24 protein-coding genes and 1 pseudogene are annotated in these 25,584 nt (G+C 70.8%); 9 read left to right on the top strand and 16 right to left on the bottom strand.

The window, feature by feature from the left end:
* Nucleotides 1-5: 5 nt before the first annotated feature.
* Complete coding sequence (locus tag AB0I28_RS34505; RefSeq protein WP_357499926.1) at nucleotides 6-662, bottom strand: PadR family transcriptional regulator; 657 nt, start codon at nucleotides 660-662, stop codon at nucleotides 6-8.
* Between the two features lie 192 nt (nucleotides 663-854).
* On the opposite strand from AB0I28_RS34505, the gene AB0I28_RS34500 reads away from it, so the two are divergent.
* A complete protein-coding gene (locus AB0I28_RS34500; protein ID WP_357499970.1) occupies nucleotides 855-1,817 on the top strand; it encodes an ATP-binding cassette domain-containing protein in 963 nt (320 codons plus the stop codon).
* Nucleotides 1,818-1,829: 12 nt separating this feature from the next.
* On the top strand, nucleotides 1,830-2,591 hold the full coding sequence (locus AB0I28_RS34495) for an ABC transporter permease (RefSeq protein WP_357499925.1): 762 nt from the start codon (nucleotides 1,830-1,832) through the stop codon (nucleotides 2,589-2,591).
* A gap of 137 nt (nucleotides 2,592-2,728) precedes the next feature.
* On the opposite strand, the pseudogene AB0I28_RS34490 reads toward AB0I28_RS34495, so the two are convergent.
* The 4 genes and pseudogenes from AB0I28_RS34490 to AB0I28_RS34475 form a co-directional block, all read right to left on the bottom strand.
* Nucleotides 2,729-2,950: pseudogene (locus AB0I28_RS34490) on the bottom strand (DUF397 domain-containing protein); the annotation flags it as partial.
* A gap of 61 nt (nucleotides 2,951-3,011) precedes the next feature.
* Nucleotides 3,012-3,671, bottom strand: a complete 660-nt coding sequence (locus tag AB0I28_RS34485) for an O-methyltransferase (RefSeq protein WP_357499924.1) — start codon at nucleotides 3,669-3,671, stop codon at nucleotides 3,012-3,014.
* An 85-nt stretch (nucleotides 3,672-3,756) separates the two neighbouring features.
* On the bottom strand, nucleotides 3,757-4,866 hold the full coding sequence (locus AB0I28_RS34480; RefSeq protein WP_357499923.1) for a hypothetical protein: 1,110 nt from the start codon (nucleotides 4,864-4,866) through the stop codon (nucleotides 3,757-3,759).
* Nucleotides 4,863-5,381, bottom strand: a complete 519-nt coding sequence (locus AB0I28_RS34475) for a SigE family RNA polymerase sigma factor (protein WP_357499922.1) — start codon at nucleotides 5,379-5,381, stop codon at nucleotides 4,863-4,865. Before AB0I28_RS34475 ends, AB0I28_RS34480 begins: the two co-directional genes overlap by 4 nt.
* Before the next feature lie 250 nt (nucleotides 5,382-5,631).
* Between AB0I28_RS34475 and AB0I28_RS34470 the strand changes: the two genes are divergently transcribed.
* The 3 genes from AB0I28_RS34470 to AB0I28_RS34460 all read left to right on the top strand — a co-directional run bounded on the left by AB0I28_RS34470 (nucleotide 5,632) and on the right by AB0I28_RS34460 (nucleotide 9,818).
* Nucleotides 5,632-6,813 (top strand): ABC transporter substrate-binding protein, encoded by a 1,182-nt coding sequence (locus AB0I28_RS34470; RefSeq protein WP_357499921.1) that lies wholly within the window; start codon nucleotides 5,632-5,634, stop codon nucleotides 6,811-6,813.
* Nucleotides 6,814-7,044: 231 nt separating this feature from the next.
* The gene (locus AB0I28_RS34465) at nucleotides 7,045-9,426 is read left to right on the top strand and encodes an ATP-binding protein (protein WP_357499920.1); all 2,382 of its coding nucleotides are present in this window, start codon (nucleotides 7,045-7,047) and stop codon (nucleotides 9,424-9,426) included.
* The gene (locus AB0I28_RS34460) at nucleotides 9,423-9,818 is read left to right on the top strand and encodes a roadblock/LC7 domain-containing protein (RefSeq protein WP_357499919.1); all 396 of its coding nucleotides are present in this window, start codon (nucleotides 9,423-9,425) and stop codon (nucleotides 9,816-9,818) included. Before AB0I28_RS34465 ends, AB0I28_RS34460 begins: the two co-directional genes overlap by 4 nt.
* A 47-nt stretch (nucleotides 9,819-9,865) precedes the next feature.
* On the opposite strand, the gene AB0I28_RS34455 is transcribed toward AB0I28_RS34460, so the two are convergent.
* The 6 genes from AB0I28_RS34455 to AB0I28_RS34430 form a co-directional block, all read right to left on the bottom strand.
* A complete protein-coding gene (locus tag AB0I28_RS34455) occupies nucleotides 9,866-11,410 on the bottom strand; it encodes an SMI1/KNR4 family protein (RefSeq protein ID WP_357499918.1) in 1,545 nt (514 codons plus the stop codon).
* Between the two features lie 150 nt (nucleotides 11,411-11,560).
* Entirely contained in the window at nucleotides 11,561-14,707 is a 3,147-nt protein-coding gene (locus AB0I28_RS34450; protein ID WP_357499917.1) for an efflux RND transporter permease subunit, read from the bottom strand.
* 139 nt (nucleotides 14,708-14,846) lie between these two features.
* Complete coding sequence (locus AB0I28_RS34445; RefSeq protein WP_357499916.1) at nucleotides 14,847-15,515, bottom strand: response regulator transcription factor; 669 nt, start codon at nucleotides 15,513-15,515, stop codon at nucleotides 14,847-14,849.
* Nucleotides 15,512-16,681, bottom strand: coding sequence for a sensor histidine kinase (locus tag AB0I28_RS34440; protein WP_357499915.1), 1,170 nt, complete (start codon nucleotides 16,679-16,681; stop codon nucleotides 15,512-15,514). Before AB0I28_RS34440 ends, AB0I28_RS34445 begins: the two co-directional genes overlap by 4 nt.
* Before the next feature lie 25 nt (nucleotides 16,682-16,706).
* The gene (locus tag AB0I28_RS34435; RefSeq protein WP_357499914.1) at nucleotides 16,707-17,093 is read right to left on the bottom strand and encodes a VOC family protein; all 387 of its coding nucleotides are present in this window, start codon (nucleotides 17,091-17,093) and stop codon (nucleotides 16,707-16,709) included.
* Nucleotides 17,094-17,109: 16 nt separating this feature from the next.
* Entirely contained in the window at nucleotides 17,110-17,460 is a 351-nt protein-coding gene (locus AB0I28_RS34430) for a DUF1801 domain-containing protein (RefSeq protein WP_357499913.1), read from the bottom strand.
* A gap of 122 nt (nucleotides 17,461-17,582) precedes the next feature.
* On the opposite strand from AB0I28_RS34430, the gene AB0I28_RS34425 reads away from it, so the two are divergent.
* Complete coding sequence (locus AB0I28_RS34425; RefSeq protein WP_357499912.1) at nucleotides 17,583-18,470, top strand: LysR family transcriptional regulator; 888 nt, start codon at nucleotides 17,583-17,585, stop codon at nucleotides 18,468-18,470.
* 103 nt (nucleotides 18,471-18,573) lie between these two features.
* On the top strand, nucleotides 18,574-19,047 hold the full coding sequence (locus AB0I28_RS34420; protein ID WP_357499911.1) for a pyridoxamine 5'-phosphate oxidase family protein: 474 nt from the start codon (nucleotides 18,574-18,576) through the stop codon (nucleotides 19,045-19,047).
* A 64-nt stretch (nucleotides 19,048-19,111) separates the two neighbouring features.
* Here AB0I28_RS34420 and AB0I28_RS34415 read toward each other — a convergent pair whose 3' ends face one another.
* Together AB0I28_RS34415 and AB0I28_RS34410 are read right to left on the bottom strand one after the other, a co-directional pair.
* A complete protein-coding gene (locus AB0I28_RS34415) occupies nucleotides 19,112-19,714 on the bottom strand; it encodes a superoxide dismutase (protein ID WP_357499910.1) in 603 nt (200 codons plus the stop codon).
* 172 nt (nucleotides 19,715-19,886) lie between these two features.
* The gene (locus AB0I28_RS34410) at nucleotides 19,887-20,357 is read right to left on the bottom strand and encodes a hypothetical protein (RefSeq protein WP_357499909.1); all 471 of its coding nucleotides are present in this window, start codon (nucleotides 20,355-20,357) and stop codon (nucleotides 19,887-19,889) included.
* A 148-nt stretch (nucleotides 20,358-20,505) separates the two neighbouring features.
* Between AB0I28_RS34410 and AB0I28_RS34405 the strand changes: the two genes are divergently transcribed.
* Together AB0I28_RS34405 and AB0I28_RS34400 are read left to right on the top strand one after the other, a co-directional pair.
* Nucleotides 20,506-21,447 (top strand): phosphotransferase, encoded by a 942-nt coding sequence (locus AB0I28_RS34405; protein ID WP_357499908.1) that lies wholly within the window; start codon nucleotides 20,506-20,508, stop codon nucleotides 21,445-21,447.
* A 262-nt stretch (nucleotides 21,448-21,709) separates the two neighbouring features.
* Entirely contained in the window at nucleotides 21,710-22,456 is a 747-nt protein-coding gene (locus AB0I28_RS34400; RefSeq protein WP_357499907.1) for an ankyrin repeat domain-containing protein, read from the top strand.
* Here the strand turns inward: AB0I28_RS34400 and AB0I28_RS34395 are convergent.
* From AB0I28_RS34395 to AB0I28_RS34385, 3 genes are read right to left on the bottom strand one after another with little or no spacing between them, the layout of a single operon-like run.
* Nucleotides 22,438-23,070, bottom strand: coding sequence for a nucleoside triphosphate pyrophosphatase (locus AB0I28_RS34395; protein WP_357499969.1), 633 nt, complete (start codon nucleotides 23,068-23,070; stop codon nucleotides 22,438-22,440). The two genes, AB0I28_RS34400 and AB0I28_RS34395, sit on opposite strands and share 19 nt — an antisense overlap.
* Nucleotides 23,043-23,219, bottom strand: coding sequence for an acyl-CoA carboxylase subunit epsilon (locus AB0I28_RS34390; protein ID WP_357499906.1), 177 nt, complete (start codon nucleotides 23,217-23,219; stop codon nucleotides 23,043-23,045). The genes AB0I28_RS34395 and AB0I28_RS34390 overlap by 28 nt, the downstream gene beginning before the upstream one ends.
* Nucleotides 23,220-23,228: 9 nt before the next feature.
* Nucleotides 23,229-24,254, bottom strand: coding sequence for an NYN domain-containing protein (locus AB0I28_RS34385; RefSeq protein WP_357499905.1), 1,026 nt, complete (start codon nucleotides 24,252-24,254; stop codon nucleotides 23,229-23,231).
* Nucleotides 24,255-25,584 lie beyond the last annotated feature (1,330 nt).

Raw genomic sequence — 25,584 nt, 5'->3', positions numbered from 1 at the left:
CCTCGTCAAGCCTTGCCGGCCGTGCCCGGGTCGGGCATCGAGTGGATGTGCTCGCGCCACAGCGCGATCGTCTCGGGCGAGTAGGAGTGGTTCTCGTCGAAGCCGAGTTCGTTGTTCTCGGCGCGTTCGGCGACGCGCTCGCACCACTCGACCGTCAGCTGCATGGAGTCGGCCGCCAGGCGCATGGCCTCCTGGACGTGGACGGGGATGAACGACTCGGCGGTGGGATCCGTGCTGAGGGCCTCGGCGAGCCAGCTGCGCTGCTGCCGGACCTGGGCGCTGATCAGCGCGGCCCGGTTGCGCAGCATGGCGGCCGACTCGCGGGCGCCGAGGACGGGGGCGAAGCTCCAGGCGACGAAGAAGGGGTCGACGACGGGTTCGATGCTCCACAGCCGCGCGCGCAGGACCTGCTGGAACTCGGCCTCGCCTTTGGCGGTGATCTCGTAGCTGGTGCGGGCGGGCCGGTTGTCGACCTGCTCGGTGCTGACGACGGTGAGGCAGCCGTCGGTGGTGAGTTTCTTGAGGCCGTGGTAGATCGAGCCGGGCTTGACCCGGGCCCAGTCCTCGGCGTTCCAGGAGGTCAGCTCCTTGAGGACGTCGTAACCGTGTACCGGCTGCAACCAGCGCACGAGACCGAGGATGAGCAGCCGGGTGGTCCACATGGATTAAATCTTAGCCGAACTTGAGTATGGCGATCATGCGGACTTGCCTGCCTGTCCCCCGGTTTTCTATTCAACGTTGACTAGCCTGCGAGACCTGAGGTAGTGTCGCGTTCGAGGCTAGAGTGACGCCATTGTGGCGTCTGAACTATGTCCGGGCGGCCGTCACCGCGACCGGACGGGGAGACAAGGATGCTGATCGAGACCAGGGGCCTGCGGAAGACCTTCCGCTCCCGAAAAGGCAACGTCGAGGCCGTGCGCGGTGTCGACCTCTCGGTCAAGGAAGGCGAGATCTTCGGCTTCCTCGGCCCCAACGGCGCGGGCAAGACCACGACCCTGCGCATGCTTTCCACACTGCTCGAACCCACCGGGGGAACCGCCCGCATCGCCGGTGCGGACCTGCTGAAGGAACCGGCCCAGGTGCGTCGCCAGATCGGCTACGTCGGCCAGTCCGGCGGAACCTGGGGCGAGGTCACCGCCCGCGAGGAACTGGTCATGCAGGGCCGCCTCTACGAGATGGGCAAGTCCGCCTCCCGCGAGCGCGCCGCGGAGGTCATCGAGGCCTTCGAACTCAGCGAGTTCGCCGACCGCAAGGTCAAGACCTACTCCGGCGGGCAGCGCCGGCGTCTCGACGTCGCGCTCGGCACCGTCCACCAGCCGTCGCTGCTGTTCCTCGACGAGCCGACCACCGGCCTCGACCCGCAGGCCAGGGCGCACATGTGGGAGGAGATCAAGAAACTGCGCGAGCGCGGCACCGCGGTCTTCATCACCACGCACTACCTCGACGAGGCCGACGCCCTGTGCGACCGCCTCGCCATCATCGACAACGGCGAGATCGTCACCGAGGGCACGCCGATCGAGCTGAAGCGCCAGATCGCCGGCGACATCGTGCTGGTCGGTGTGACCGGTTCGGCGGCCAAGGCCGTCTCGCTGCTGGAGCCCGCCGAGTACGTGCGCGAGGTCGAGTCGGACGAGCCCGACCCGACGGGCGTGAGCCTGCTGCGCCTCTACGTCGAGAACGGCTCCGAGGCCGTCCCCGACATCCTGCGGACCCTCGACAAGGCCGAGATCACCATCAGCTCCATGGAGCTGCACCGCCCGAGCCTCGACGACGTGTTCCTGCGCCAGACCGGCCGTTCCCTGCGGGAAAGCGACTAGGAGAAAGCGATCATGAAAATCCTCCGCGACACCTGGCTGGTCTACGCCCGGCAGATGGGCCTGGTCATCCGCCAGCCGACCTGGGTGTTCATCATGCTCATCCAGCCGCTCTACTACCTGATCCTGTTCGGCCCGCTCCTCGACGGCCTCGGCGGCCTGCCCGGCTTCGAGGCGGGCGCGATGCAGACCTTCGTGCCGGGCCTGGTCATCATGATGGCGATGTTCGGGACGCTGTTCTCCGGTTTCGGGCTGATCGCCGAGATCCGCGAGGGCGTCATCGAGCGCTTCCGGGTCACCCCGATCAGCCGGCTGTCGCTGCTGCTGGGGCGTTCCCTGCGGGACGTGTCGACGCTGGTGTTCCAGGCGCTGATCCTGGTGCTGCTGTCGGCGCCGATCGGCGGTCTGACGATCTACTGGGACGGCCTTGGCCTGATGATGCTGATCGTCATCGGGATCGGCTTCGCGCTGTCGGCGGCCTCCTACGGCGTGGCGATCGTGCTCAAGAGCGAGGACGCGATGGCGCCGCTGCTCAACACGGTCACGCAGCCGGTGCTGCTGCTGTCGGGGATCATGCTGCCGATGGCGCTGGCGCCCGACTGGCTGCAGACGGTGGCGAAGTTCAACCCCTTCGCCTACGCCGTCGACGCCGCCCGCGCGCTGTTCAACGGCGACCTGGCGTCCAACGCGATCTGGCAGGCCGCGATCTTCATCGGCGCGCTGATGCTGGTGCTGGTGTTCTGGTCGGCGCGCAAGTTCAGCCGCGCCGCGGCCTGATCCTGCGGTCCGAGCGAAGCGGGGGCCTCCACAGTGGAGGCCCCCGCTGTCGTTCACTCGCCGGGTTCGGCGCTTTCGCGGGCCTTCAGCTCGGCGGCCTCGGCCTCCTCGGCGAGCCGGGCGTCCTCTTCGAGCACCTCGATGTCGAACTCGCCGTCCTTGGCGCCCGCCACGAAGGCGTCCCATTCGGCCGGGGTGTAGATGAGGATCGTCTCGGGTTCGTCTACGGTGCGCAGTCCCACGAGTCCGTCGGCGGCGAAGCCGACCTCAAGCTTTCCGGGAGTGCCGTCCAGATTCGTCGACCGGCGCCAATCGGCGGCCTGCTCGTCGAACTGGCCTTTCAGCGGATGCTCGTGCACATGTGCTCCTTATCGTCTCGCCGTTTCCAACGATAGAGCCGCCCGCGAGGGTGCGGCGGACTCAGCGGCGCTGGGCGAGGGTGAGACCGTCGGAGATCGGCAGCATCACCACGTCGAAGCGCTCGTCGCCCACGGCGATGTCGTTGAACTCGCGCATCGCCACGGTGTTGGCGCCGTTCTCGTCACCGTCGATGATCCGCCCGCCCTGGAAGACGTTGTCGACGACGATGATGCCGCCCGGCCGCATGCGGGGCGCCAGTTCGGCCCAGTACGTGGGGTAGCCGGGCTTGTCGGCGTCGATGAAGGCCAGGTCGATCTCGGCGGCCGGGTCGAGTTCGGCGAGGCGCGTCTTGGCGTCGCCGATGCGCAGTTCGATCCGGTCGGCGACCCCGTCGCGCTCCCAGTACTTGCGGGCGACGCTGGTGAACTCCTCGCTGATGTCGAAGCAGATGAGGCGTCCGTCGGCGGCCATGCCGCGCGCGATGGACAGCGAGGACATGCCGGTGAAGGTGCCGACCTCCACGGCCCGGCGCACGCCGAGTGAGCGGGCCAGGATGGTCAGGAACTGGGACTGGACCGCGCTGATCTGCATGCCGGCCTCGGCCGGGAGGGCCTCGCGGGTCTCGGCGGCGAGTGCGGCCAGGAGCCCGTCGGGGCGGGTGGAGTGCGCCTGCGAGTAGTCGTCGAGGTCGGGGTTCAGGTTGATGGATCGTCGGCTCATGGTCAGCGACGCTACCGCTTCCGGCGGTGGGCAGGGGCCGTCCCGCGCGGCCGCGGTGAACGGGCCGCGCGGGACGGTCGCACCGTCAGAAGGACACCAGCGGGACGGCGAGCGCGAGTTCGGTGAGCTCGTCGAGGTCGAGTGCCGGCCCGCCGGGGCCGTCACCGCTGCCTTGCGTCCATTCCATCCCGGTGGTGGGGGAGTCGGTGACGACGAGTGCCGTTCCGTCGGTACGGATCACCACGACGGTGTTGAGGGCCAGTGTCGTGCCGTCCTGCTTGTAGGTCTCGCGTGCGGCGACGGTGGTGATGCGCTCGCCGTTCGGGCCGGCCAGTTCGTCGCAGCGGTAGGTGACCTCGGTGCCCGGGCCGCCGTGGTGGCCCTTGACGTCGTGGTCGTCGCAGCCTTCGACGAGGTGGCCGTTGCCGGGGTCGCCGATCGAGTCCTTCGTGGCGTCGTGGCCGGTCCGGTAGCCGCCGGGCGGGAAGAGGGCGACCTGGAGGTCGTCGAGCTGGTCGGCGCCTTCGCCGTCGAAGGCGATCGGTGCTCCGGTGGCCCTGCCGATGGTGGCGCCGGTGTCGACGTCGGTGCGGAGTTCGCCACCGTTCCAGAGGCGGTAGACCGGTGCCGTGTAGACGACTCGGCTTTCCAGGTCGGGGTTTTCGAGGTCGAGTTCGACTTCGGCGTCGATCAGCTGATTGGTGTAGCGGGAGACCTGGAAGGTCGACTGGGGTTCGGTCAGCTCGGCGAGGTTGCGGACGTAGGAGAAGTTGTTCCCGTTGACGTCCGTCTTCTCGGGTCCCCAGCGCGCGACCTTCGCCTCGGGGTGGTGCCCGGCGAAGTAGGCGGTGAGGGCGGCGGTGAGCTGGGCGCCGGTGGCGTCGTCCGTGCGCTCGGCGGAGTTCCACTCGAACCGGCCGTCGGGGTCGAGGTCGGGCAGTGTGTAGTCCGGTGGCGGTTCGGCGGCCGCCACCGGCGGTGTCTCTTCCGCTTTCGGCGCGGTGGGCAGGGAGGAGGCCACCGCGACCGAGACGGCGGTGACCGCCGCGACGCTCAGCGCGGCACCGCCGACGAGCGCGAGACCGCGCCGCCGCACTCGGTTGCGGCCGCGCTTGACGACGGTGTCGGTGTCGAGAGCGTGCGGCGGGGACTGCTCCGAGGCGTGGTCCAGCATGATCTTGAGATCCTCTGTCATGATGTCGCTCCAAGTGTTCGTTCCGGCATGGAATCGGACAGCAGGGCGCGCAGCGTCCGCAAGCCGCGCGCGCCCTGCGATTTCACCGTTCCGATCGAGCAGTTCAAGACCTCGGCGGTCCGCTCGATGGAGAGGTCCTCCCAGTAGCGCAGGACGACCACGGCGCGCTGGCGGTTCGGCAGTCTCGCCAGGGCGTTCATGATGTGCAGCGTCTCGACGCTGGCGGCGCTCGCGTCGGGGACGGTGCGGTCGGGCAGCCGGTCGCTGGCGCGTTCCCGGCGAAACCAGCCGCGCCGGTGCTCGTCGATGAGCGCGTTGGCCACGATCCGCCGGACGTAGGCGTCGCAGGCGTCCGAGGACCGTCGCGCCCATACCCCGTAGAGCTTGATGAAGGCGGTCTGGACGGCGTCTTCCGCCCGCTGCCAGTCTCCGCAGCACAGGTATCCGAAGCGGCGCAGGCGATCGACCCGCGCGGCCACGTACTTCCTGAACTCGGCTTCCTGCTCGGCCCGCATGTGCTCTCCCGTCGGCGATGGTCGCCGCTACCTACGCATCGAGGGGCCGTCGTGGTTGCACGCCGCGGCCCGAATTTTTTGTTCCCAGATCGCCGCCATGGCCCCTTTCCGGCCGAAACGCTGACCGTCGGCGGTCCGCTCAGCCCTCGACCGGCTGGCCCGGGCCGTGTAGCTTCACGTACCGAACCTCGCCACCCCTCGCCGGGAGACGCTGTTCGACCACCGTGGACTCACAGGACCGGGGAGACCCATGCGCTTAAGAGTGGGGTCGGCCGCACTGGCGGCCGTCGTGCTGCTCCTTGTCGCCGGCTGCACCGACGACGGCGACGGGACCTCCGCCGACGGCACTTCCTTGTCCGGTACGGGATCCGGCGCCGACTGCGTCATCGGCACGCCCGTCAAGGTGGGCATCGTGCTGAGCCTGTCCGGTGGCGCGGCCTTCGCCGGGGAGTACCAGCAGCAGGGCCTCGAACTGGCCTTCGAGGAGATCAACGCCAAGAAGGGCGTCGACTACGAGGTCGTCCTCGAAGACGACCAGACCACGCCCGACGTGGGCGTCGCCGTCTACGAGAAGCTCATCGACGCCGACAGGGTGAGCGTCATCGTCGGCCCGACACTGTCCAGTGTGGCCTTCACGGCGTTCTCCGACGCCCAGGAGGCCGGTGTCCCGGCGCTGGGCATCTCCACCACCGCCGAGGGGATCCCCGAGCTCGGCGACTACATCTTCCGCGACTCGCTGTCGGAGCAGATCGCGCTCAACGCGAGCATCCCGGCGGCCGTGCAGGCCCTCGACCTCAAGACCGTGGCGATCCTGCACGACAGCGTCGACGAGTTCACCTCCTCGGCCTACACGACGATGAAGGAGGCCCTGGAGGGCCTGGGCATCGACATCGTCGAGGACCACGAGTTCGCCACCACCGACACCACCTTCACCGAGCAGCTCAACCAGGTCCGGGCGGCCGCGCCCGACGCCGTCGTCCTCTCGGCGCTGCCGGGCGCGACGATCCCGCTGGTGAAGGAGGCCCGCGAACTGGGCATCACGGCCCCGATCGTGGGCGGCAACGCCTTCAACTCGCCGGTCATGGTCGGCGCTCTCGGTGCCGCCGCGGAGGGCCTGATCGTCGGCGGGGCCTGGAGTTCGGCGCTGCCGAGCGAGGGCAACGAGCAGTTCGTCGCGTCCTTCACCCAGCGCTACGGCAAGGCCCCCGATCAGTTCGCCGCGCAGGCGTACACCGCCGCGCAGCTCATCGACGTCGCGGTGCGCGCCGACTGCGACGCCGGCCGGGAGGCCATCAAGGACAACCTCGGCCAGATCCTCGAACAGGAGACGATCCTCGGCACGCTCTCCATCGACGAGAACGGGGAGGTCTACCAGGACCCGGTGGTGCAGATCGTCCGGGACGGAGTGCTGGTCCCGCTGGAGGGCGACTGAAGCCTGCGGTGCGTCCACAATGTACCGATCACGTGCGGCGACGGCGGCTCGACAGCCGGTGTCCGCGGGTGATGAACATGAATCGATACGTGTAAACATTTGCCGTCCTCGCTATTTCCTCAGGAGAAATCCTGTGGTGAGATCTGCGAGGGCACGTCGCGGGAGACGCCGATTCGAGATCGGCGCCGACGGTGGGAGCGCCGGCCCCGACGACCGATCCGTGGAGGATCCATGCTGGATGGTGACCGCAACGCCCCGGTGGGCTCGGGCTGGTCGCGCCGTCTCGCCCGACTGCGTCCCTCTCAATCGCGCATCCGCACCAAACTGGCCATGATGCTGCTGATCCCGGTGATCGCGCTCGCCGGAATCGCCTCGGTGCGTCTTTCCGACTCCGCGCAGGAGGCGTCCGACGCCGACGACACCGCGGCGCTCGTCGAACTCGCCGGGACCGTCTCGCGCGTCATCCGCGCCATGCAGGACGAGCGCGCCCAGGCCGCCGTGCAGGTCTTCAAGGACGAACTCGACCTCGCCGACACCTCGATCACCGGCTTCGACAACGCCGTCACCGCCTCCAACGAGCGGCTGGCCGAACTCGCCACCGCCCGCGAGGCCTTCGCCGGCGACGTCGAGGTCACCGACCTGCTCGCCTCGGCCGACAAGCCGCTGTCACGTCTGACGGTCGTGCGCTCGGCCGCGCACCGCGACATCGCCGGCTATCACCTCACCGTCTACGGCGCCGCCGTCAGCCGCCTGTCCCGCCTGCTCGACCACGCCGTCGACCAGGCCGAGGCCACGAGCCTCAACCGCAGCCTGCGCGCCGCGGTACTGCTCAGCGCCGCCGACGAGAGCTCCGAACAGCTGCGCGTGCTGTCCCTCGAACTCAAGGACGGCGAACCCCTCGACGCCGCCTACCGGCCCTTCATGGAGCTGATCGGCGACCGGCAGCGCACCCTCAACGAGTACCGGCGCATCAGCGACGGCACCGGTTTCGACGCCGGCGGCCTCGGTGCGCAGGACGCGCGCCCGGTCAACAGCTTCGAACGCGAGGTCACCACTTCCCGTTCGTACGAGGACATCGCCGTCGACCACACCGCACTCGTCGCCGGCTTCGACGCCCGGCACACGGCGACCGGCGCCGTCATCGACCAGACGCTGAACGACACCGTCGCCGAGTCGATCGCCATCCAGGAGACGGTGACCCGGCAGGTGCTCATCGAGGTCACCGTCGTGGTGATCACGATCATCATGGCCGTGCTGACCGCCCTGTGGCTCGGCCGCTCGGTCACCCGGGGCCTGCGGCGCCTGCGCGACTCCGCCCGCCGCGTGGCCCGCGACGAACTGCCCACCGCCGTCCGCCAGGTCGACGAGCAGAAGGACCTCACCGGACTCACCCCCGAGGAGTTCGCCGACGCCACGACCCCGCCCCTGGGCGAGAGCGGCGACGACGAACTGTCCGAAGTGGCCGGTGCCTTCAACCTCGTGCACCGCGAGGCGATCCGGGTCGCCGCGCAGCAGGCGATGCTGCGCGTGCACGTCGGCTCGATGTTCATCCGCCTCGCCCGCCGGGGCCACTCGCTCACCGGCCGGCTCACCGCCGAACTCGACGCGGCCGAGCACGCCGAGAACGACCCCGACCAGCTGGAGCGCCTGTTCCGGCTCGACCACCTGGTCTCCCTCCAGGGCCGCGCCAACGACAGCCTCCTGGTCCTCGGCGGCGCGTCGGCGGCGAAGGTCCGTACCTCCAACGAACTCCTCGGCGACGTCCTGCGCGCCGCGCAGAGCCACACCGAGCACTACAAGCGCGTCGAGTTCACCACCGTCGACGACGGCGTGTGGATCAAACCCGCCGCCGTCGACGACGCCGTGCAGCTGCTCGCCGAGCTGATCGACAACGCCACCAAGTACTCCAGCGACCCCGCGCACGTAGCGGCGCGCTTCCTCACCGACAAGGTCGTCGTGGAGATCCGCGACCACGGCATCGGCATCGACGAGGAGCGCCTGGGAACCTTCAACGCTCGCCTCGGCGCGGCCTCGCCGATGGACCTGGAATCCCTCCAGGCCATGGGATTGACCGTGGTCGGCATCCTCGCCACCCGCATCGGCATCTCCGTGCGGCTGCGCCCGGCGCCCGACCGGGGCACCATCGCCGAGGTCGTGCTGCCCGCCACGCTCCTCGACTTCTCGCCGACGCCGGAGGCCCGCCGCCGGCTCGAACTCACCAGCGGAGCCGCGCCGCAGCGACGCGAGGCGCCGCTGTTTCGCAGTCGTGCCAGCCGATCGGCCGCCGCGGCGGCCTCGGGCGGGCGCACCTCGTCGGTGGTCATCGACGCCGAGGACGAGGAGATCCCCGTCGTCCACTTCGCCTGGCAGGCCGCCCAGGTCGCCGAACAGGCCGAACCCGACCTCGACGAGAACGGCCTCCCGCGCCGCAGGCCCATGTCCAGCCTCGCGCCGGGAGCCACCGCGCCGGCCGCCGCCCGGCCGGTCGTGAAGGGCCCGATCCGCCGCGACCCGGCCGCGATCAGCGCCACCTACCTCGCCTACGCCCGTGGCCTCTCCGGCAGCCGGCAGGCCCAGAAGAAACCGAACAACAACCCGAGGACGCCCACGTGACCAGCAGCTTCAACGTCGACTTTCTTCTCAACGACTTCGTCGGCCGTGTCCCGCATGTGTCCCACGTGCTCGCCGTCGCCGCCGACGGGCTCCTGATCGCGGCGAACAACGAGCTGCCCACCGACGAGGCCGAGCGCCTCGCCGCCGTCGCCTCCGGCCTCACCAGCCTGCTCGCCGGCGCCGCGCGCTCGATGGGCGCCGACCCGGTCATCAGCAACCTGACCGAGATGAACGGCGGCTACATGTTCTCCATGGCCGTGTCGAACGGCGCCAGCCTTCTCGCCCTGGCCGGTTTCGGCTGCGACATCGGGCAGGTCGCCCACGAGCTCGCCGACCTGATCAACCAGGTGGGTCCGGCGCTGACTCCCCAGGCGCGGCACAACATGCGGTAGGGGTGGGGCGTTCGGTCTCCTCGGACCGAAGCGCCCCGCACCGGCTTTCAGGACGCGGCTTCGCCCATGAGCCATCCCCGCCACTCCATCGCCTCGTCGAGCAAGGTGCGGCCGCCCATGCGCGCCGCCGCCAGACGCGGGGGCAGGCGGTCGGAGGCACGCAGGACGCGCCACTGCTCAGGGCTGAGCGTCAGCACCCGCAAGCCCGGCAGGTCGGCGAGCAGTTCGAGGCCGACGGCGTCCACACCGGACAGATCGAGCGCCGTCAGGGCGGGAAGCGCGGCGAGCACCGCGACGTCTACCGGTGCGGAGAGACCGCTGAGTTCCAGGTGCCACAGGGTCGGGTGGCAGGCGAGGGCGCCCAGGTCGGCCTGCCCAGCGTGCAGGGACAGCGACTCCAGTGGGATCCGGTGCGGCAGCGGCGTTTCGACGCGCCCGGCGCGGTTGATCGACAGGGCCCGCAGGGTGGACAGCGGCGCCAGTGCGGCCAGTTCGATCCGGTCGGCGTCGTTGAGGTACAGCTGCTGGACGCCGTCGAGGCCCGCGACGACCTCGGCGGTCGACCTCTCGCCGGCCCGCACCGAGCGGGTGTGGTCGGCCTCCGTCGACCGGCCGATGTTTCCTTCCGCGACGAGGTACGTCGACTCCTCGTGGCCCTTCTCGTACTCGCCCGCGCGCAACGCGGCCACGACATCCCTCATCACGTCGGTGACCGAGGCGGCGATGTACCCGACGGGATTGTGGAAGTCGCGACCGTACTCGAACAACTGCCCGCGGCGCCCACCCGCCGCCGGGTCGAGATCGACGGCGCCGTAGTTGCAGCCGCGGTCGGTGGTGACCGTGACCCACCAGTCGCTGCGCGACCCCCGGCGCACGTGGCCGGCGGGCTCGGTGTCCAGCACGACCTCGTAGGTGGGGAACAGCCCGTCGTCGCCGGTCTCGGTTCCCGGCTCGCCCTGGTGGTACCACTCGACCACGGCCTCCAGCGGAAGGAGCGAGTGCGCGCCGAGAAGACCGTGCTCGCTGTTGTCGGCCGAGATCGACCGGTACAGCGCGCGGACCTCCTCGGGCAGCCGCAGGCCCATCGACGCCTCGGCGGCGGCGATCTCCTCCTCCGTCCGGGGCGGGCCGAAGTCGGGAGCCTCGCCCTTGATGGAGGTGTAGAGCGCGACGAACGCGGCGACCAGACCGCTCACCTCGGCGAGGACGGCCGGGTCGGTGGGCTCGGCGGTGACGTCGATGCCGTGGGGGCGCGGCATTCCCGGTGCCGGGTGGCCCGGGTACCGGTAGCCGGGATCGAGGACCGCCACGGCGGGCGAGATGTGCGGCAGGTCGAAGGTGCGGCGCAGCTCGTAGCCGTTCTCGCCCCGGCGGACCTCGACGGTCAGCGTTCGCTCGTCGCCGTCGGTGGCCAGCGCGTCTCGCAGCGCGCCGAGCTGCTCGAAGATCCTGGGCGAGCCGACCGGGCGGCCCTGCTCGTTGAAGGACTTCAACGACGCCCCGCCGGGATGGCAGGTGCCCTGGACGAGGAACCGCCCGGAGGCGGCGACCTTGTCGACGATGGCGCGTTCGTGCTGAGTGAGTTCGGGCACCGGGCATTCCTCCGTATCGGCGGGACCGTGCTCGGTGAGCGCGCGTCCCGGTCGGGCCGCGAGGCTAACACCGGAGTCGGACAGCACCCGACGCGAAGACCGCCCGCGCCTTCCTCACGAAGGCACGGGCGGTCTCCTCACCTCAAGGCGTCAGCCGACCGTGACCGGCTCGCCCTCCTCGCTCCTGGACGCGTCGGCCTTGGCCGCCTTGCGCTCCGCCTTCGCGTCGCGCTTCGCCCGGCGCTTCTCCTTGCGGTTCTCCACCATCGTGTAGAACGTCGGAACCAGCACCAGCGTCAGCAGCGTCGAGCTGACCAGACCGCCGATGACCACGATCGCCAGCGGCTTCGAGATGAACCCGCCGCCACCGGTCAGGCCCAGCGCCATCGGCGTGAGCGCGAAGATGGTCGCCAGCGCCGTCATCAGGATCGGCCGCAGCCTGTTGCGCCCGCCCTCGATCACCGCCTGATGCAGCGGCATCCCGTCACGGCGGTACTGGTTGATCAGGTCGAGCAGCACGATCGCGTTGGTCACCACGATCCCGATCAGCATCAGCAGGCCGATTCCGGCCGCCAGACCCAGCGGCGTGCCCGTCACCAGCAGCAGCCCGATGGCGCCGGTCGCGGCGAAGGGGATCGACACCAGCAGGATCAGCGGCTGGATCAGGCTCCGGAAGGTCGCCACCAGGATCATGAACACCAGCGCGATCGCCGCGAGCCCGGCCAGCGCCAGGTTCCCGAAGGCCTCGGCCTGCTCCTCGCTGGCACCGCCGAGCGCGTAGCTCGCGCCCGCCGGAAGCGTGAGCCCGTCGAGCTTCTCGGTCAGCGAGGCCGTCGCCGTCCCCAGCGAGACCCCGGAGTTCTTGCCGCTCACCGTCGCGGTGCGCTCGCCGTCGGTCCGCGAGACCGAGACCGGCCCGGCGACCTCGTCGACCTCGGCGACGTCGGACAGCTTCACGCCCGGCAGCAGCGCCAGATCGGCGAGGTCCTCAATGGACGAAGGTGGCTCGGCGCCCGACGTGAGCACCACGTCGGCGGTGGTCTGGTCGAAGGAGATCTGCGTGATCGTGCTGCCGCGCATGGCCTGCGCGACCAGCTGCCCGATCGCCGCCTCCGACAGCCCGCGCTGCGCGGCGGCCTCCCGGTCGACGGTCACCTGGATGCGCGGCACCGTCTCGGAGATGCTGCTGGTGACCTCGGTGACGCCCGGCGTCTGCGTCATCGCGTCCTCCACAAGGGACGACGCCTCGGCCAGTACCGCCGGGTCGTCGGCGGTGACCTTGACCTCCAGCGAGTCCCCGCCGAAGCCGCCGGCCTCGCCGATGGCGATCTCGCCGAGTTCCGGCCGCGCGCCGAGGGTCGAGCGCAGTGTCTCCTCGACGGCCTCGGGGTCGCCGTCCTCGGCGAGGGTCAGCGAGTAGCTGACCTTCGTGCCGCCGCCACCGCCGCCGAACAGCGCGGCGAGCCCGCCGCCACCGCCGACGTTCACCTGGTACATCTCGACGTCGTCGATCCCGGCGATGACGCCCTCGACCTCTTTGGCCTTGGCGTCGGCCGACTCCAGGGAGGTCCCCGGCGGCAGGGTCTGGCTGACGCTGACCGTCTTCTGCCCGGCGTCGTCGATGAAGCTGGTCTCCAGCTGCGGTACCAGCGACAGCGTGCCGACCAGGATCAGCAGCGCCACCGCGACCGTCGTCAGCCGGTGCTTCGTGGCGAAGCGCAGGACCGGGACGTAGGCGCGCTGCAGGATGTTGTTGCGCTCCTTGCGTTCGGCGGCCTCCCGGTCGGCGTGCTTCGGCGTCTTCATGAACCAGTACGCCAGCACCGGCACGACCGTCAGCGACACCAGCAGCGAGGCCAGCAGCGCGACGGTGACGGTGAAGGAGAAGGAGCCGAACAGCTGCCCGATCAGTCCGCCGACCAGCGCGATCGGCAGGAACACCGCGACCGTCGTCAGCGTCGAGGCGGTGACCGCGCCCGAGACCTCCTTGACGGCGTTGAGGATCGCCTGCCGCCTCGGCTCGCCGTAGGAGAGATGGCGGCCGATGTTCTCCAGCACCACGATCGAGTCGTCGACGACCCTGCCGATGGCGATGGTCAGACCCCCGAGGGTGAGCAGGTTCAGCGTGTAGTCCTGCGTCCACAGCGCGATCAGCGCGATCAGCACCGAGACCGGGATGGACACCGCGGTGACCAGTGTCGAGCGCACGGAGAACAGGAACACCAGGATCACCAGGACCGCCATGGCCAGACCCAGCAGGCCCTCGGTGGTGGTGTCCTCAATGGACTCGGTGATGGCGGGCGCCTGGTCGGACACGACCGTCAGGGTCGCGTCCGAACCGAGCGCGGCGGCCAGCTCGGGCAGCGCCTCGCGCACGCCCTCGGAGACGTCGACGGCGTTGCCGTCGGGCGTCATCGTGATCGACAGGCCGAGGCTCGGCTGACCGTCGGTGCGGGTCAGCGAGGTCGCCTCGGACGTTTCGAGCGAGACCTTCGCGACCTCCCCGAGCCGGACCGGCTCGGCGGGCCGCTGCGAACCGGTCGCCGAGCCCTGCGGGGGCGCGGCCGGGGTCAGGTACAGGTCCTCCAGGTCCTCGACGGCGTCGTAGGCGGTGCCGACCTGCACGGTCAGCGTGCTGTCGGCGTCGGTGACCGAACCGGTCGGGAAGGGCGTGCCGGCCGCCTGGACGGCAGTGGAGATCGCCGAGGCGTCGAGGCCCGCGGCGGCCATCTTCGCCGGGTCGGGAGTGATGGTCACGACGCGCTCGCGGGCGCCGGAGACGGTGGCCTCCTTGACGCCCTCGACGGCGGCGAGTTCGGGCACGGCGAGCCGTTCGAGCTTCTCGGCGAGGACCTGCTGGTCCTCGGAGGAGGCGACGGCCAGCTGGATGACGGGCAGGTCGTCGGTGCTGCCGACGAGGGATCGCGGCTCGACGTCGTCGGGGAGCCGGACGGAGGCGATGGCCTTGTCGACGTCGGCCTGGGCCTTGTCGATGTCGACGCCGAAGTCGAAGGAGACCAGCAGGCTGGCGCTCGACTCCGCCGAGGTGGAGTTCATCTTGATGACGCCGTCGACGCCCCGCAGGACGTCTTCGAGCGGGATGGTCACCTGCTGTTCGACGACCTCGGGTGCCGCGCCCTGGTAGGGGGCGGTGACCGAGACCATCGGGAAGCTCATCTGGGGCAGCAGCTGCTGCTTGAGGGCCGGGACCGCGAAGGCCCCGAAACCGGCCACCACCAAGGTGATGAGCGCTACGAGGCCGCGGTTGGCCAGGCTCCATCGAGCCAGGAAGGACATGTCGGAGAAACTCCTCAACGCGCCGGGACAGGTGATGCGCGGCGGGGCGCTGATCAAGCGTCGCCGGAGGAGGGGGCGGCGACGTCCTCCCAGGGAACGTTCGCGGGGTACTGCGTTCGCCGTATCCGGGCGCGCCGGTCTACGACCTTCGGGGGCGGACCAGGCCCGTTTCGTAGGCGATGATCACCAGCTGCGCGCGGTCGTGCGCGCCGAGTTTGAGCATGGCCCGGTTGACGTGCGTCTTCGCGGTGGTGCGGCTGATGCCGAGGCCTTCGGCGATCTCGTCGTTGGTGCGCCCGACGGCGACGAGGGCGACGATCTCCAGTTCGCGTTCGGTGAGCACGGCGAGGTCCTCGGGGGCGTGCGGGCGCTCCTCGGCCGGCCCGGCGAGGAAGCGGGCGATGAGGCCTTTCGTCGCCGCCGGGGACAGCAGGGCCTCGCCGGCGGCGACGGTGCGGATCGCGTCGTGGAGTTCGGTGGCGGTGACGCCCTTGCCGATGAAGCCGCTGGCCCCGGCGCGCAGGGCGGCGAAGACGTACTCGTCGATCTCGAAGGTGGTCAAGATGAGGATCCGCACCGCCGACAGGGCCGGGTCGGCGGTGATGCGGGCGGTGGCGGTGAGGCCGTCGGTGCCGGGCATGCGGATGTCCATGAGGACGACGTCGGCGCCCGTGGCGGCGGTGAGCCGGATGGCCTCGTCGCCGTCGGCGGCCTCGCCGACGACCTGGAGGTCGGGGGCGGCGTCGATGAGGACGCGAAAGCCCGTGCGCAGGAGGGCCTGGTCGTCGGCGAGCAGGACGCGGATCACGGTGTCTCCCGGAGGACGGGGAGGACGGCGCGGACGCGGAAGCCGCCTTCGGGGGCGGGGCCGGCGGTGAAGGTGCCGCCGACGGAGAGGGCGCGCTCGCGCATGCCGATGAGGCCGTTGCCGGGGCCGAGGGTGGCGCCGCCGGGGCCGTCGTCGGTGACCTCGACGAGGAGGTGGTCGGGGAGGTAGGCGACGGTGAGGGCGGCCGAGGCGGCGGGTGCGTGTTTGTGCACGTTGGTGAGGGCCTCCTGGGCGATGCGGAACGCGGCGAGGCCGACCTGCGTGGACAGCGGGCGCGGGGTCCCGTCGGTGGTGGCGGTGACGTTCATGCCTGCGGCGGTGAACGCGGTGAGGAGGGTGGGGAGTCCGTCGAGGCCAGGGGAGGGGGCGGTGGGCAGCTCCTCGCCGCTGCCGGGGGTGCGGAGCAGGCCGACGGTGGTGCGCAGTTCGTCGAGGGCTTCGCGGCCGGCGTCGCGGACGTGGCCGAGGGCGGTGCGGGCCTGGGCGGGTGCGGTGCCGAGGACGTGCGCGGCGACCTGGGCCTGGACGTTGATGAGGGCGATGTGGTGGGCGAGGACGTCGTGGAGTTCGCGGGCGATGCGCAGGCGTTCGGCCATGACGCGGCGTTCGGCCTCCTCCTCGCGGGTCGCCTCGGCCTGGCGGGCGCGTTCCTCGATGGCGGCGATGTAGGCGCGGCGGGTGCGGCGGGCGTCGCCGATGCCGGTGGCCATGCCGACGGCGAGGACGGGGCCGAGGATGTCCTCGATGAGGGGGGTGTTCTCCGGCGTGGCGAGGTTGGCGGCGAGGAGGACGGCGGCGACGATCGCGCCGGCCGTCCACGCCGTCTTGCGGGGCCGGCGCACGGCGAGGTTGTAGAGCGCGAATGCGGCCAGCAGGTCGACCGGTGCCCGCCGCCAGCCGTCGACGACGAGGAGGGCGACCAGCAGGACCAGGCAGAAGGCGAGGACCTGCGTCGGCCACCGCCGCCGGAACCAGAACGACCCGGCCATCAGCGCCCCGGCCAGCGGCACCCACCGCGAGGGGTCGGGGAGCTTGCCGAAGTAGGAGACGACCAGCAGGCCCGCGTAGAGGCCCAGCACGACCGCTCCGTCGGCGAGCCGCGGGTGGCGGTGCGCGAAGGAGCGGACGTGCTGGGCGGGGGTCACGGCGGATACGGTACGTGATCGGCCCCTACTCGCCCACGTCCTGCGGGTACCACCGCAGCTCGACGCCGTTGCCGTCCGGGTCGCGGACGTAGACCGAGGTCGCCGACCCGCGGGCGCCGAAGCGCTCGACGGGCCCCTCGGTGACGTCGAAGGTGCCCGAGGCGATGACCTCGTCCCAGTCGAGGGGATCGACCACGAGGCAGATGTGGTCGACGTTCGACTCGCCGCGCTCGCGGCTGACGAGGTCGATGATGGTCTCGGGGGTGATGCGCACGGAGGGGAAGGGGACCTTGCCGGCCCGCCACTCCTCGACGCGGACGGGGGCGAGGCCGAGGGTGCCGCAGTAGAAGTCGAGGGAACGCTCGACGTCGCCGCAGTTGAGGACGAGGTGGTCGAATGCCTTGACGCGCATGGTGGTCTCCGGTCTCTTAGTTTTCCAGGGCGAGGGCTTCGCGCACCCAGGCGGTGAATCGTTCGGTGTCGACGTCGGCGAGGGCGCGCACCTTGAGCGAGCCCATGCCGCGCGGGTTGACGTCGAGGGCGGCGCCGGGGGCGGCGAGTTCGCCGCCGCGCCAGAAGCCGAGGGCGACGTGGTTCTTGTAGGCCTTGATGAAGCACACGGGCGTCTGCCCGGGCTTGGCGCCGAGGCTCCAGACGGGGTGGCCGTGCCACACGGCGCCGGTGCCCTCGGGCATGGCGGCGTCGATGGCGCCGCGCAGTTCGGCGGCGACGGCCGCGGTCTCGCCGTCGAGTCCGGCGATGTATTCGGTGACGGTCACTGTTCCTCAGTCCTTCGCCTGGTCGGTGGGGGTGATGTCGTCAACTCTCGTCGCCGCGCGAAACATCATCAAGCCGTCTTCGGGCTACCATCGTTGCCTCAGAGTCAACGATGGGCGGCGGCATGCTGGAGCGGCAGGAGACCGAGACCTTCCTGGTCTTGTCCGAGGAGCTGCACTTCGGCCGCACGGCCGAGCGCCTGCGGCTGACCACCGGGCAGGTCAGCAAGACGATCAAGAAGCTGGAGCGGCGGGTCGGCGCGCCCCTGTTCGAGCGCACCAGCCGGGTGGTGCGGCCGACGGCGATCGGGCGGCGCCTCGCCGAGGACCTGGCACCGCTGGCCGCGGCGATGGACGAGGCGGTGCGCCGGGCCGTCGACGCGGGGCGCGGCGTCACCGGTGAGCTGACGGTCGCCTTCATCGGCGAGGGGCCCGGTGAGGTGGTGCTCAAGGCCGTCGCGCTGTTCACCGCGCGGCATCCCGACTGCGAGGTGCGCGTGCGGGAGGCGTCGCTGCTGCGGACCCGCGCGAGCCTGCTCGACGGGAGCGTCGACGTGCTGTTCGCCTCCTTCCCCTTCGACGGCATGGCCAACGGGCCGGCCCTGCTCGCCGAGAAGCGCGTCCTCGCGGTGCCGGCCGGGCACCGGCTGGCCGACGAGGAGTCGGTGTCACTGGAGGTCCTCGGCGACCACCCGGTCATCCAGTACCCGGAGGCGACCTCGGAGGCGTTCAAGGCCGACCGGACGCCGCGTTTCACGCCGTCGGGGCGGCCGGTGCCGCAGGGGCCGACGGCCGAGAGCTTCTCGGAGATCCTGACGCTGGTGGCGCTCGGCAAGGGCGTGTGCCCGGTCGGGGAGGACACCGAGCGGCACTACCCGCGTCCCGGGCTGGCCTACGTGCCGATCCGCGACGCGCCGCCGATCCAGCGGGGGCCGGTGTGGCTGGAGTCGAACACGACCGAGCGGGTGAAGGCCTTCGTGCGCGCGGCCCGGGACGCCGCAGAAGGAGCGTGAGGGCTTCGAATCCTTACCGGACAGTGGAAATAGTCGCCCTCGGAGGGGGACGCAACGTCGTCGCCGCCGTTACCATCTGTCCAAACTGGATGGAGGCTCGCCGATGAGTGACGCACGTGCACTGCTGGAGGAGTACGTCTCGGCCGGGAAGGCGCTGCAACTGGCCACTGTGGACGAAACGGGCGCACCGGTGGTGTGCAACCTGTGGTTCGCCAGTGCCTTCGGGCCCGACCGGCTGTGGTTCATCTCCCGGCCGAACCGGGCGCACTGCGTCAACCTGCGCGCCGACGAGCGCGTGGCCGGCGCGATCCTCGCCATCGAGCTCGAAGACCTGGGCCAGCCGGTGCGCGGCGTCCAGTTCGTCGGCACCGCGCGGGAACTGGCCGTCACCGGCATCGACGATGACATCGCCGCCTATGTCGGCCGCCATCCCAGCGCCGCCAACGCGATCGCGCCCGCGCGACTGGCCTCGGGGGAGAGCCACCACCGCGTCTACCGGATCGACGTGACCGGCTGGGTCCTCTACGACGAGGTCAACTTCAAGGGCCAGCCGCGCCAGGACGTCGCCGTCTCGTGAACTCGACCGGGGCGAGCGGGAGCTGGAACCCGCTCGCCCCGGAGTCTCCACGCGGGCGCGGACTCTAGCCCGCGGTCGCCGCGGTGTACCGGGCGGTCACGTCCTGCCAGTTCACGACGTCCCACATCGCCTTGACGAAGTCGGGGCGCACGTTCTTGTACTGCAGGTAGTAGGCGTGCTCCCAGGCGTCGAAGGCCAGCAGCGGCACCGATCCCTGCGCCACGTTGCCGTGGTGGTCGTAGACCTGCTCGACGATCAGGCGCTTCGACAGGGGCTCGAAGGACAGTACGCCCCACCCCGAACCCTGCACCAGGGTCGTGGCGGCCGAGAGCTGGCCGTGGAAGGCGTCGAAGGAGCCGAAGTGCTCGTCGATGGCCTCGGCCAGCACGCCCTCGGGGCGGTCGCCGCCCTCGGGGCTCATGTTCTGCCAGTACAGCGAGTGCAGGACGTGGCCGGAGAGGTTGAAGGCCAGGGTCTTCTCAAGGCCGACGATGGAGGTGAAGTCGCCCTTGTCGCGCGCCTCGGCGATGCGCTCCTGGGTGTCGTTGGCGCCCTTGACGTAGGCGGCGTGGTGCTTGTCGTGGTGCAGTTCCAGGATGTGGCCGTTGATGTGCGGCTCAAGCGCGGCGTAGTCGTACGGCAGGTCGGGGAGGGTGTAGATCTCCATCTGCGTGGCGCTCCTTAGTGGTCGGACGTTCTATTGCAGGTCCTGCACTATTGCAAGTTACTGGCAATAAGAACGCGCGGCGCGGTAAGGGTCGCCTTCGATCAGGTGATATGAATCTCGCGCGGGGTGAACGGGCAGGTCAGGGCGAGGTCCGGGCCCCGACCGTGCGGCGCTACAGCGTGTCGACGCCGAACAGCGCCCGGCGCATCTTCGCCGCCGCCTTCTCCATGTCGATCAGGGTCTGGATCGTCAGGATGATGTCGTCGGTGACCCCGAGCCTGCGCGCCGCCCGCGTGACCTTGCGCTGCACGCCGATGTCATAAGTACCGTCCACAGTGCACATCTGGATCGCGTGGTAGATCAGGTGCGGCGCCGCCGCCCACGTCGGCACGTCGGTGGCGATGTCGCGCACCAGCGACACGATGTCGGCCGAGCGGTGATCGAAGTCCAGGTACTGATCGATCACCTCGTCCGGCGCCCCGAACCTGCGCTGGTGCTTGATGAGCCAGTCGAGCTGCGCGTTGCCGACCTCCTCGTCCCCTCCGGCGATGGCCAGTAGTACGAACCCGTAGTGCAGCATCGCGGTGGCGGTCGCCGCCGCGATCCCGTACTCGGCCCGCGTGTGCTCACTGACCTTCAACATCGCCTCGCCCTGCATAGATCGACCTCCCCGGCTCGTGATTCTCGGACCGGTACATGAGACACCACTGTGCGTCGCCGAACCCGCAGGCGGCCAGTCCCGCACCGAAAATAGGTCTTTGGTCCCGCCCGGACGCAGCTATGGTGTCGCGATGCAGGAACGACCGGCCGACCTCGGCGAGCGCGAACTCGCCGCGGCCCTCACCGAGCACTGGGACCTGGCCGACACGACGCTGACCTACGCGCCCGTCGGCTTCGGCGGCTACCACTGGACCGCGCCGGGACACTTCGTCACGGCCAACGACCTCGCGCACACCGACTACGAGACCCTGCGCGCGGCGATGGACACCGCCATGGCGCTCGCGGACCTCGGCTTCGCCGTGGCACCTCTATCCACTAAGGACGGTAACAGCGCGGTGCGACTCCGTGACCGCTACGCCCTGACGCTCTTCCCCTTCGTGGAGGCCGAGTCGGGGCGCTTCTCCGACGTGCCCACACCCGCCCAGCGCGCCGACATGGCCGCCGTCCTGGCGCGACTCCACAACGCCACCCCCGACGTCGCGGCCCCGCCCCGCCACGACCCTGCCCTCGCCGACCGCGCGCACCTCGACGCCGCCCTCGGCGACCTCGCACGCCCCTGGGAGACCGGACCGTACGGAGAGAAGACCCGCGCGCTGCTGGCCGCGCACGAGAGCGAGATCCGCGAAGCGCTGGCCGCATTCGACGCGATCGCCGGCCGGATCGCCTCGGGCGCGACCGATCTCGTCATCACGCACGGCGAACCGCACCGCGGGAACGTCCTCACCGCCGCCGGCCGCCTGCTGCTCATCGACTGGGACACCGCGCGCCTCGCGCCGCCCGAACGCGACCTGTGGATGGGTCTCGCCGACGACGCCGAGGCTCGCGCGCGGTACACGCGGGACACGGGCCACGAGGTCTCCGAGGAGCTGGTCGCCTTCTACGAGCGGCGCTGGGCGCTGGACGACATAGCCGCCTACTCGCACCAGTTCCGCCAGGCGCACGAGCACTCCGCCGACGTCGAACAGTCCTGGGAAGGGCTGGTCTGGTGGCTGGGGAAGATCACCGGCGTTTAGGCACATCGGGAGCCGCGCACACCGGGTACGCCGCCGGCCGCGCGGTGAGGGATTCGCCCAATGGAACGCTCGAAAACGTATTCCTTTCGCATCTACGGTGGTTTATGTGCAATGGCGGAAATAGTCTTATTCAGCTCGTATCTCCGTGTTGTGACGGCCCGAGCGGCAGCCCGGCCGGGATCGGCGTGTCGTCCGATCGGATGAACGCCGCGTCGCCCCCGGCCCCGACGCCGTCGGCCGTCCCGGGCGCCAGCCTTGGGGCATGAACCGAGGACATTCGCGTCGTGCCCTGCTCACGGCCGCGCTGGCCGTACCGTTGCTCGTGGCGTGCGGTGACCCCGCGGTGGCACCGCCGTCGCCGGCGGGCTCCTCTGCGCCGGCCGAGCCGTCCCCGACGCCGAAGGAAGCCGATCCGATGTCGAACGCCGACCTGCTCACCGCCGCCCGCGACGGCGACCTCTCCGCGCTGACCTCGGCCATCGCCGACGGCGCCGAGCTGGAGACCCGCGACGGCCGCGAGCGCACCCCGCTCCTGCTGGCGGCCACGCACGACCACGTCGACGTGGCCGCCGCGCTGGTCGCCGCCGGCGCCGATGTGGACGCCCTCGACGACCGCCACGACACGCCGTGGCTGGTCACCGGCGTCACCGGCAGCGTGCGGATGATGCGCGCGCTGCTCCCGGCCGAGCCGGATCTGACGATCCGCAACCGCTTCGGCGGGATCGCGCTGATCCCGGCCTGCGAGCGCGGGCATGTCGACTACGTCCGCGAGGTCCTCAAGACGGGCATCAAGGTGGACCACGTCAACGACCTGGGCTGGACGGGCCTGCTGGAGGCGATCGTCTACGGCGACGGCGGCCGGCAGTACCAGGAGATCGTGGGTCTGCTCATCGACGCCGGGGCCGACGTGAACCTCGCCGACTCCAACGGTGTCACGCCGCTGTCGCACGCCCGCGAGCGCGGGCAGGACACGATCGCGGCGCTGCTGCGTCAGGCCGGCGGGCGCTGACCCCACAGGGTGTGCACGGGCACGCCGAGCTCGGCGAACATGCGCCGCAGCAGGGGCAGGGACACGCCGACGACGTTGCCGTGGTCGCCCTCGATGCGCTCGACGAACGGTGCGGCGTGGCCGTCGATGGTGAACGCGCCGGCCACGTGCAGCGGCTCGCCGGTGGCGACGTAGGCGGCCAGTTCCTCGTCGGAGATCTTCGCGAAGTGCACGGTCGTCGAGCCGACTTCGAGCAGCCGGCGGCCGCTCGCGGTGTCGATGAGGCAGTGCCCGGTGTGCAGGACGCCCGAGCGGCCCCGCATGGACTTCCAGCGCGCGACGGCCTCCTCGGCCGTGCCGGGCTTCCCGCACGGGCGGCCGTCGAGTTCGAGCAGCGAGTCGCAGCCGAGGACGTAGGCGGGTCCCTCGACGCGGGCGGCGACGTCGACGGCCTTCATGCGGGCCAGTTCGGCCGTCAGCGCGGCGACGTCGGCGGCGGTCACGCCCTCCTCGTCGACGCCCGAGACGATCACCTCGGGCGTGAGCCCGGCGGCCTTCAGCAGCCCCAGGCGGGCCGGTGAGGCCGAGCCGAGGATGAAGCGGGCGGTCACCGGGGCAGTCCGCTCGCGCGCCAGGACCGGACCGCGCCCAGGCGCAGGCCCGGGTCGGTCCAGGGTCGTGCCGGGGGTGGGGGCGGGGCCTGGCCGGCGCGCGACCGCGCGGCGAGCACGACGTAGAGTGCCGCCAGCTCCTCGGGCGTGACCTCGCCCCTCACCACCTGCATGTTCACTCCCTACCAGGGTTTGCCGTCGTGATCGAACTCCCGGTAGACCCGGTCCCAGAAGCCGTCGCGCACCCAGATGCGCGCCTCGGGAAGATCACGCAGCGAGTATCCCAGGGTCTTCTCGGCCTCGACGAGCAACTCCTTGTCGATGACCGTCGGCAGGGTCGGTCCGGGCAGGAGATCCCTTATGTTGTCCTGCCCCCGGGTGAGGATCCACTTGTGGGCGACGTACTCGCCGGTCTCCTCGATCGCCGCGCGGTCGGCGGCCTCCTTGGTGGTGAGCTTGGGTTTGGCGCGCTCCAGGTTGTCCCAGGCGTCGGCGGCGCTCATGGTGACCGCCACCGAGTGGCGGGCGCCGAACACCGAGGCGGGCGAGGGAGGACCGAGCACCGGCTCGGGGACGACCTCCTCGCCCGGTTGTGGGGCCGCGGCCACGCGGGCCGCACCGGCGGCCGCCGTCCCGATCTTCGTGAAGTAGGCGCGGCAGAAGTCGGCGGGGAGGATCTCAACGGTGTCGGCCTCCCACACCAGGCGTTCGGCCTGGTTGGTGCCGTAGGGAGGTTCGACGCCCCACAGGTGCACGCGCACGCCGTAGGCCTGGGCGATCTCGACGGCGGGGACCATGTCCTCGTCGCCGGCGAGCAGGATCGCCTCGTTGATGGCGCGGTGGCGGGCCAGCTGCTCGAGGTCGGCGCGGATCATCGCGTCGACCCCCTTCTGCTGGCCGCGGGAGTTCAGGTTGCCCAGGCGGACTTTCACGAAGTCCATTTGCGCGATGACGCGCTGGTCGACGGTGGGAACACGGTCGCGCGCGGCGTCGAACCAGTAGACGCGCAGCAACTCACCGTCCATGAGGCGCTCGGCGGCGCGGGCTATTAAAGTGCCGATCAGTTTCTCGGCATCCACTTTGTATTCGCGACGGGACGTGGCCCCGAGCAGCACTTCGGCGGCGGCGGCGTACAGATAGCCCACATCAATCAAGATCGAATAACGGCGACTGGCCTTGCTTCCGCAGTCATGGTCGAGTCGGGACATGAGCGGCTCCAATATTTCGCAACAAGTGGTAAATGGTTCCTGTCGAAACGCTACCGGAGCACGCGGGCGAGATGAGCCACTGACACGGGTGGGCTGGGAGGGGCGACCGCAGTGCGTGCGGTCGCGAGCGGGCGACGGTGGGAGTGGTCGGGAACGGGGTGTGCGGGGAGGGGGTGGCGGCGGGTGGGCGGGGGAGCGGTTGGGGCGGGCGCGCCCGCGGACATTGGACGAGCGGGGCGAGCGCGGCGAAGGCACGTGGTACCCGGCCGAGGTCGTGCGCGTGCGTCGCCCACGCGATCTCCGTCCAGCCGCAGGCCGGTGCGGCGAGCGCCCTCGCGGACGTTTGAGCGCGCGCCGGGGTGACGGGCAGGGGTGGGACCAGGGGTGGGACAGGCCAGTGGCGGGGGCCCACACGATGGCGGAGCCGGGCCGGGCCGGGCTCGTGGCCGCCGCGCACCAATGGTCGCCAGCGCATCCGCCGTGCGGCGCGCACCAGGACGGCTGCGCTCGCTCACGCTTTGGGGCGAGGGCGTGGGGGTCCGTTCACATGGCTGTCGCGCCGGCCGCCCTGCCAGTTCGACGGAGCACGCGGTGGCGAGGCGAGATGAAAGGCGAGGCCGAAGGGAGACGCGGCCGCGGCCGCAGGTGTGATGGCTGGGACTGGGCGGCCGATGCAAACGCGCATCGCGCAGCCTCTGTGCAGTCCGCCCGCCAGTACGGCGAGCGCACGCAGACGCGAGGGCGAGGGCGAGGCGGTGGAGTTGGGCGGCGCCCGAGCGGCCGCACGACGGCCAAGTCGAGATCGTGCGAGCCTCCCGCCGCTACAGCGAGTGCAGGCGCTGGGTTGAGACACGTGGTGTGCGGCGAGGCGACGGTAAGTGCGGCGGCGGGGTGGCGTGGAGCTGCGGTGGGGCGACGAGGTGAACGGCGAGTGCGAGGGGGGAGGCGGCCGACCTGCGGACCGGTGAACCGACCGCAGGTGTGATCGCTTGGCCCGGGCGGTCAATGCATCACGCAGCCTTTGTGCAGTCCGCCCGCCAGTACAGCGAGCGCATGCGTTGCCTCTGAGGCGGGGCGAGGGCGGCGGGGTGGCGCAGAGCCGCAGCGCCGTCGGAGGCGAACTGCGAGGGCAAAGAGGGCGGTGGCCGCACATGCTGGCTGGGCCGAGCCCGAACTCGAGCGCGCTGCCGCTCGCGCGATCGTTGGACCGGCCACTCGCTGAATCGGTCGTGGACGCGTCGGTGCTCAGACGGCGCGGAGGGCGGTGGCCGTGCGCACGATGGCTGGTCCGAACCTCAATCCGAACCGGAGAGCGTCGCCGCTCACGCGG

Source organism: Phytomonospora sp. NPDC050363 (genome assembly GCF_040655735.1).
Lineage (GTDB): Bacteria > Actinomycetota > Actinomycetes > Mycobacteriales > Micromonosporaceae > Phytomonospora.
The sequence above is the reverse complement of the archived record's forward strand: the minus strand, read 5'-3'. Positions and strand labels throughout refer to the sequence as shown.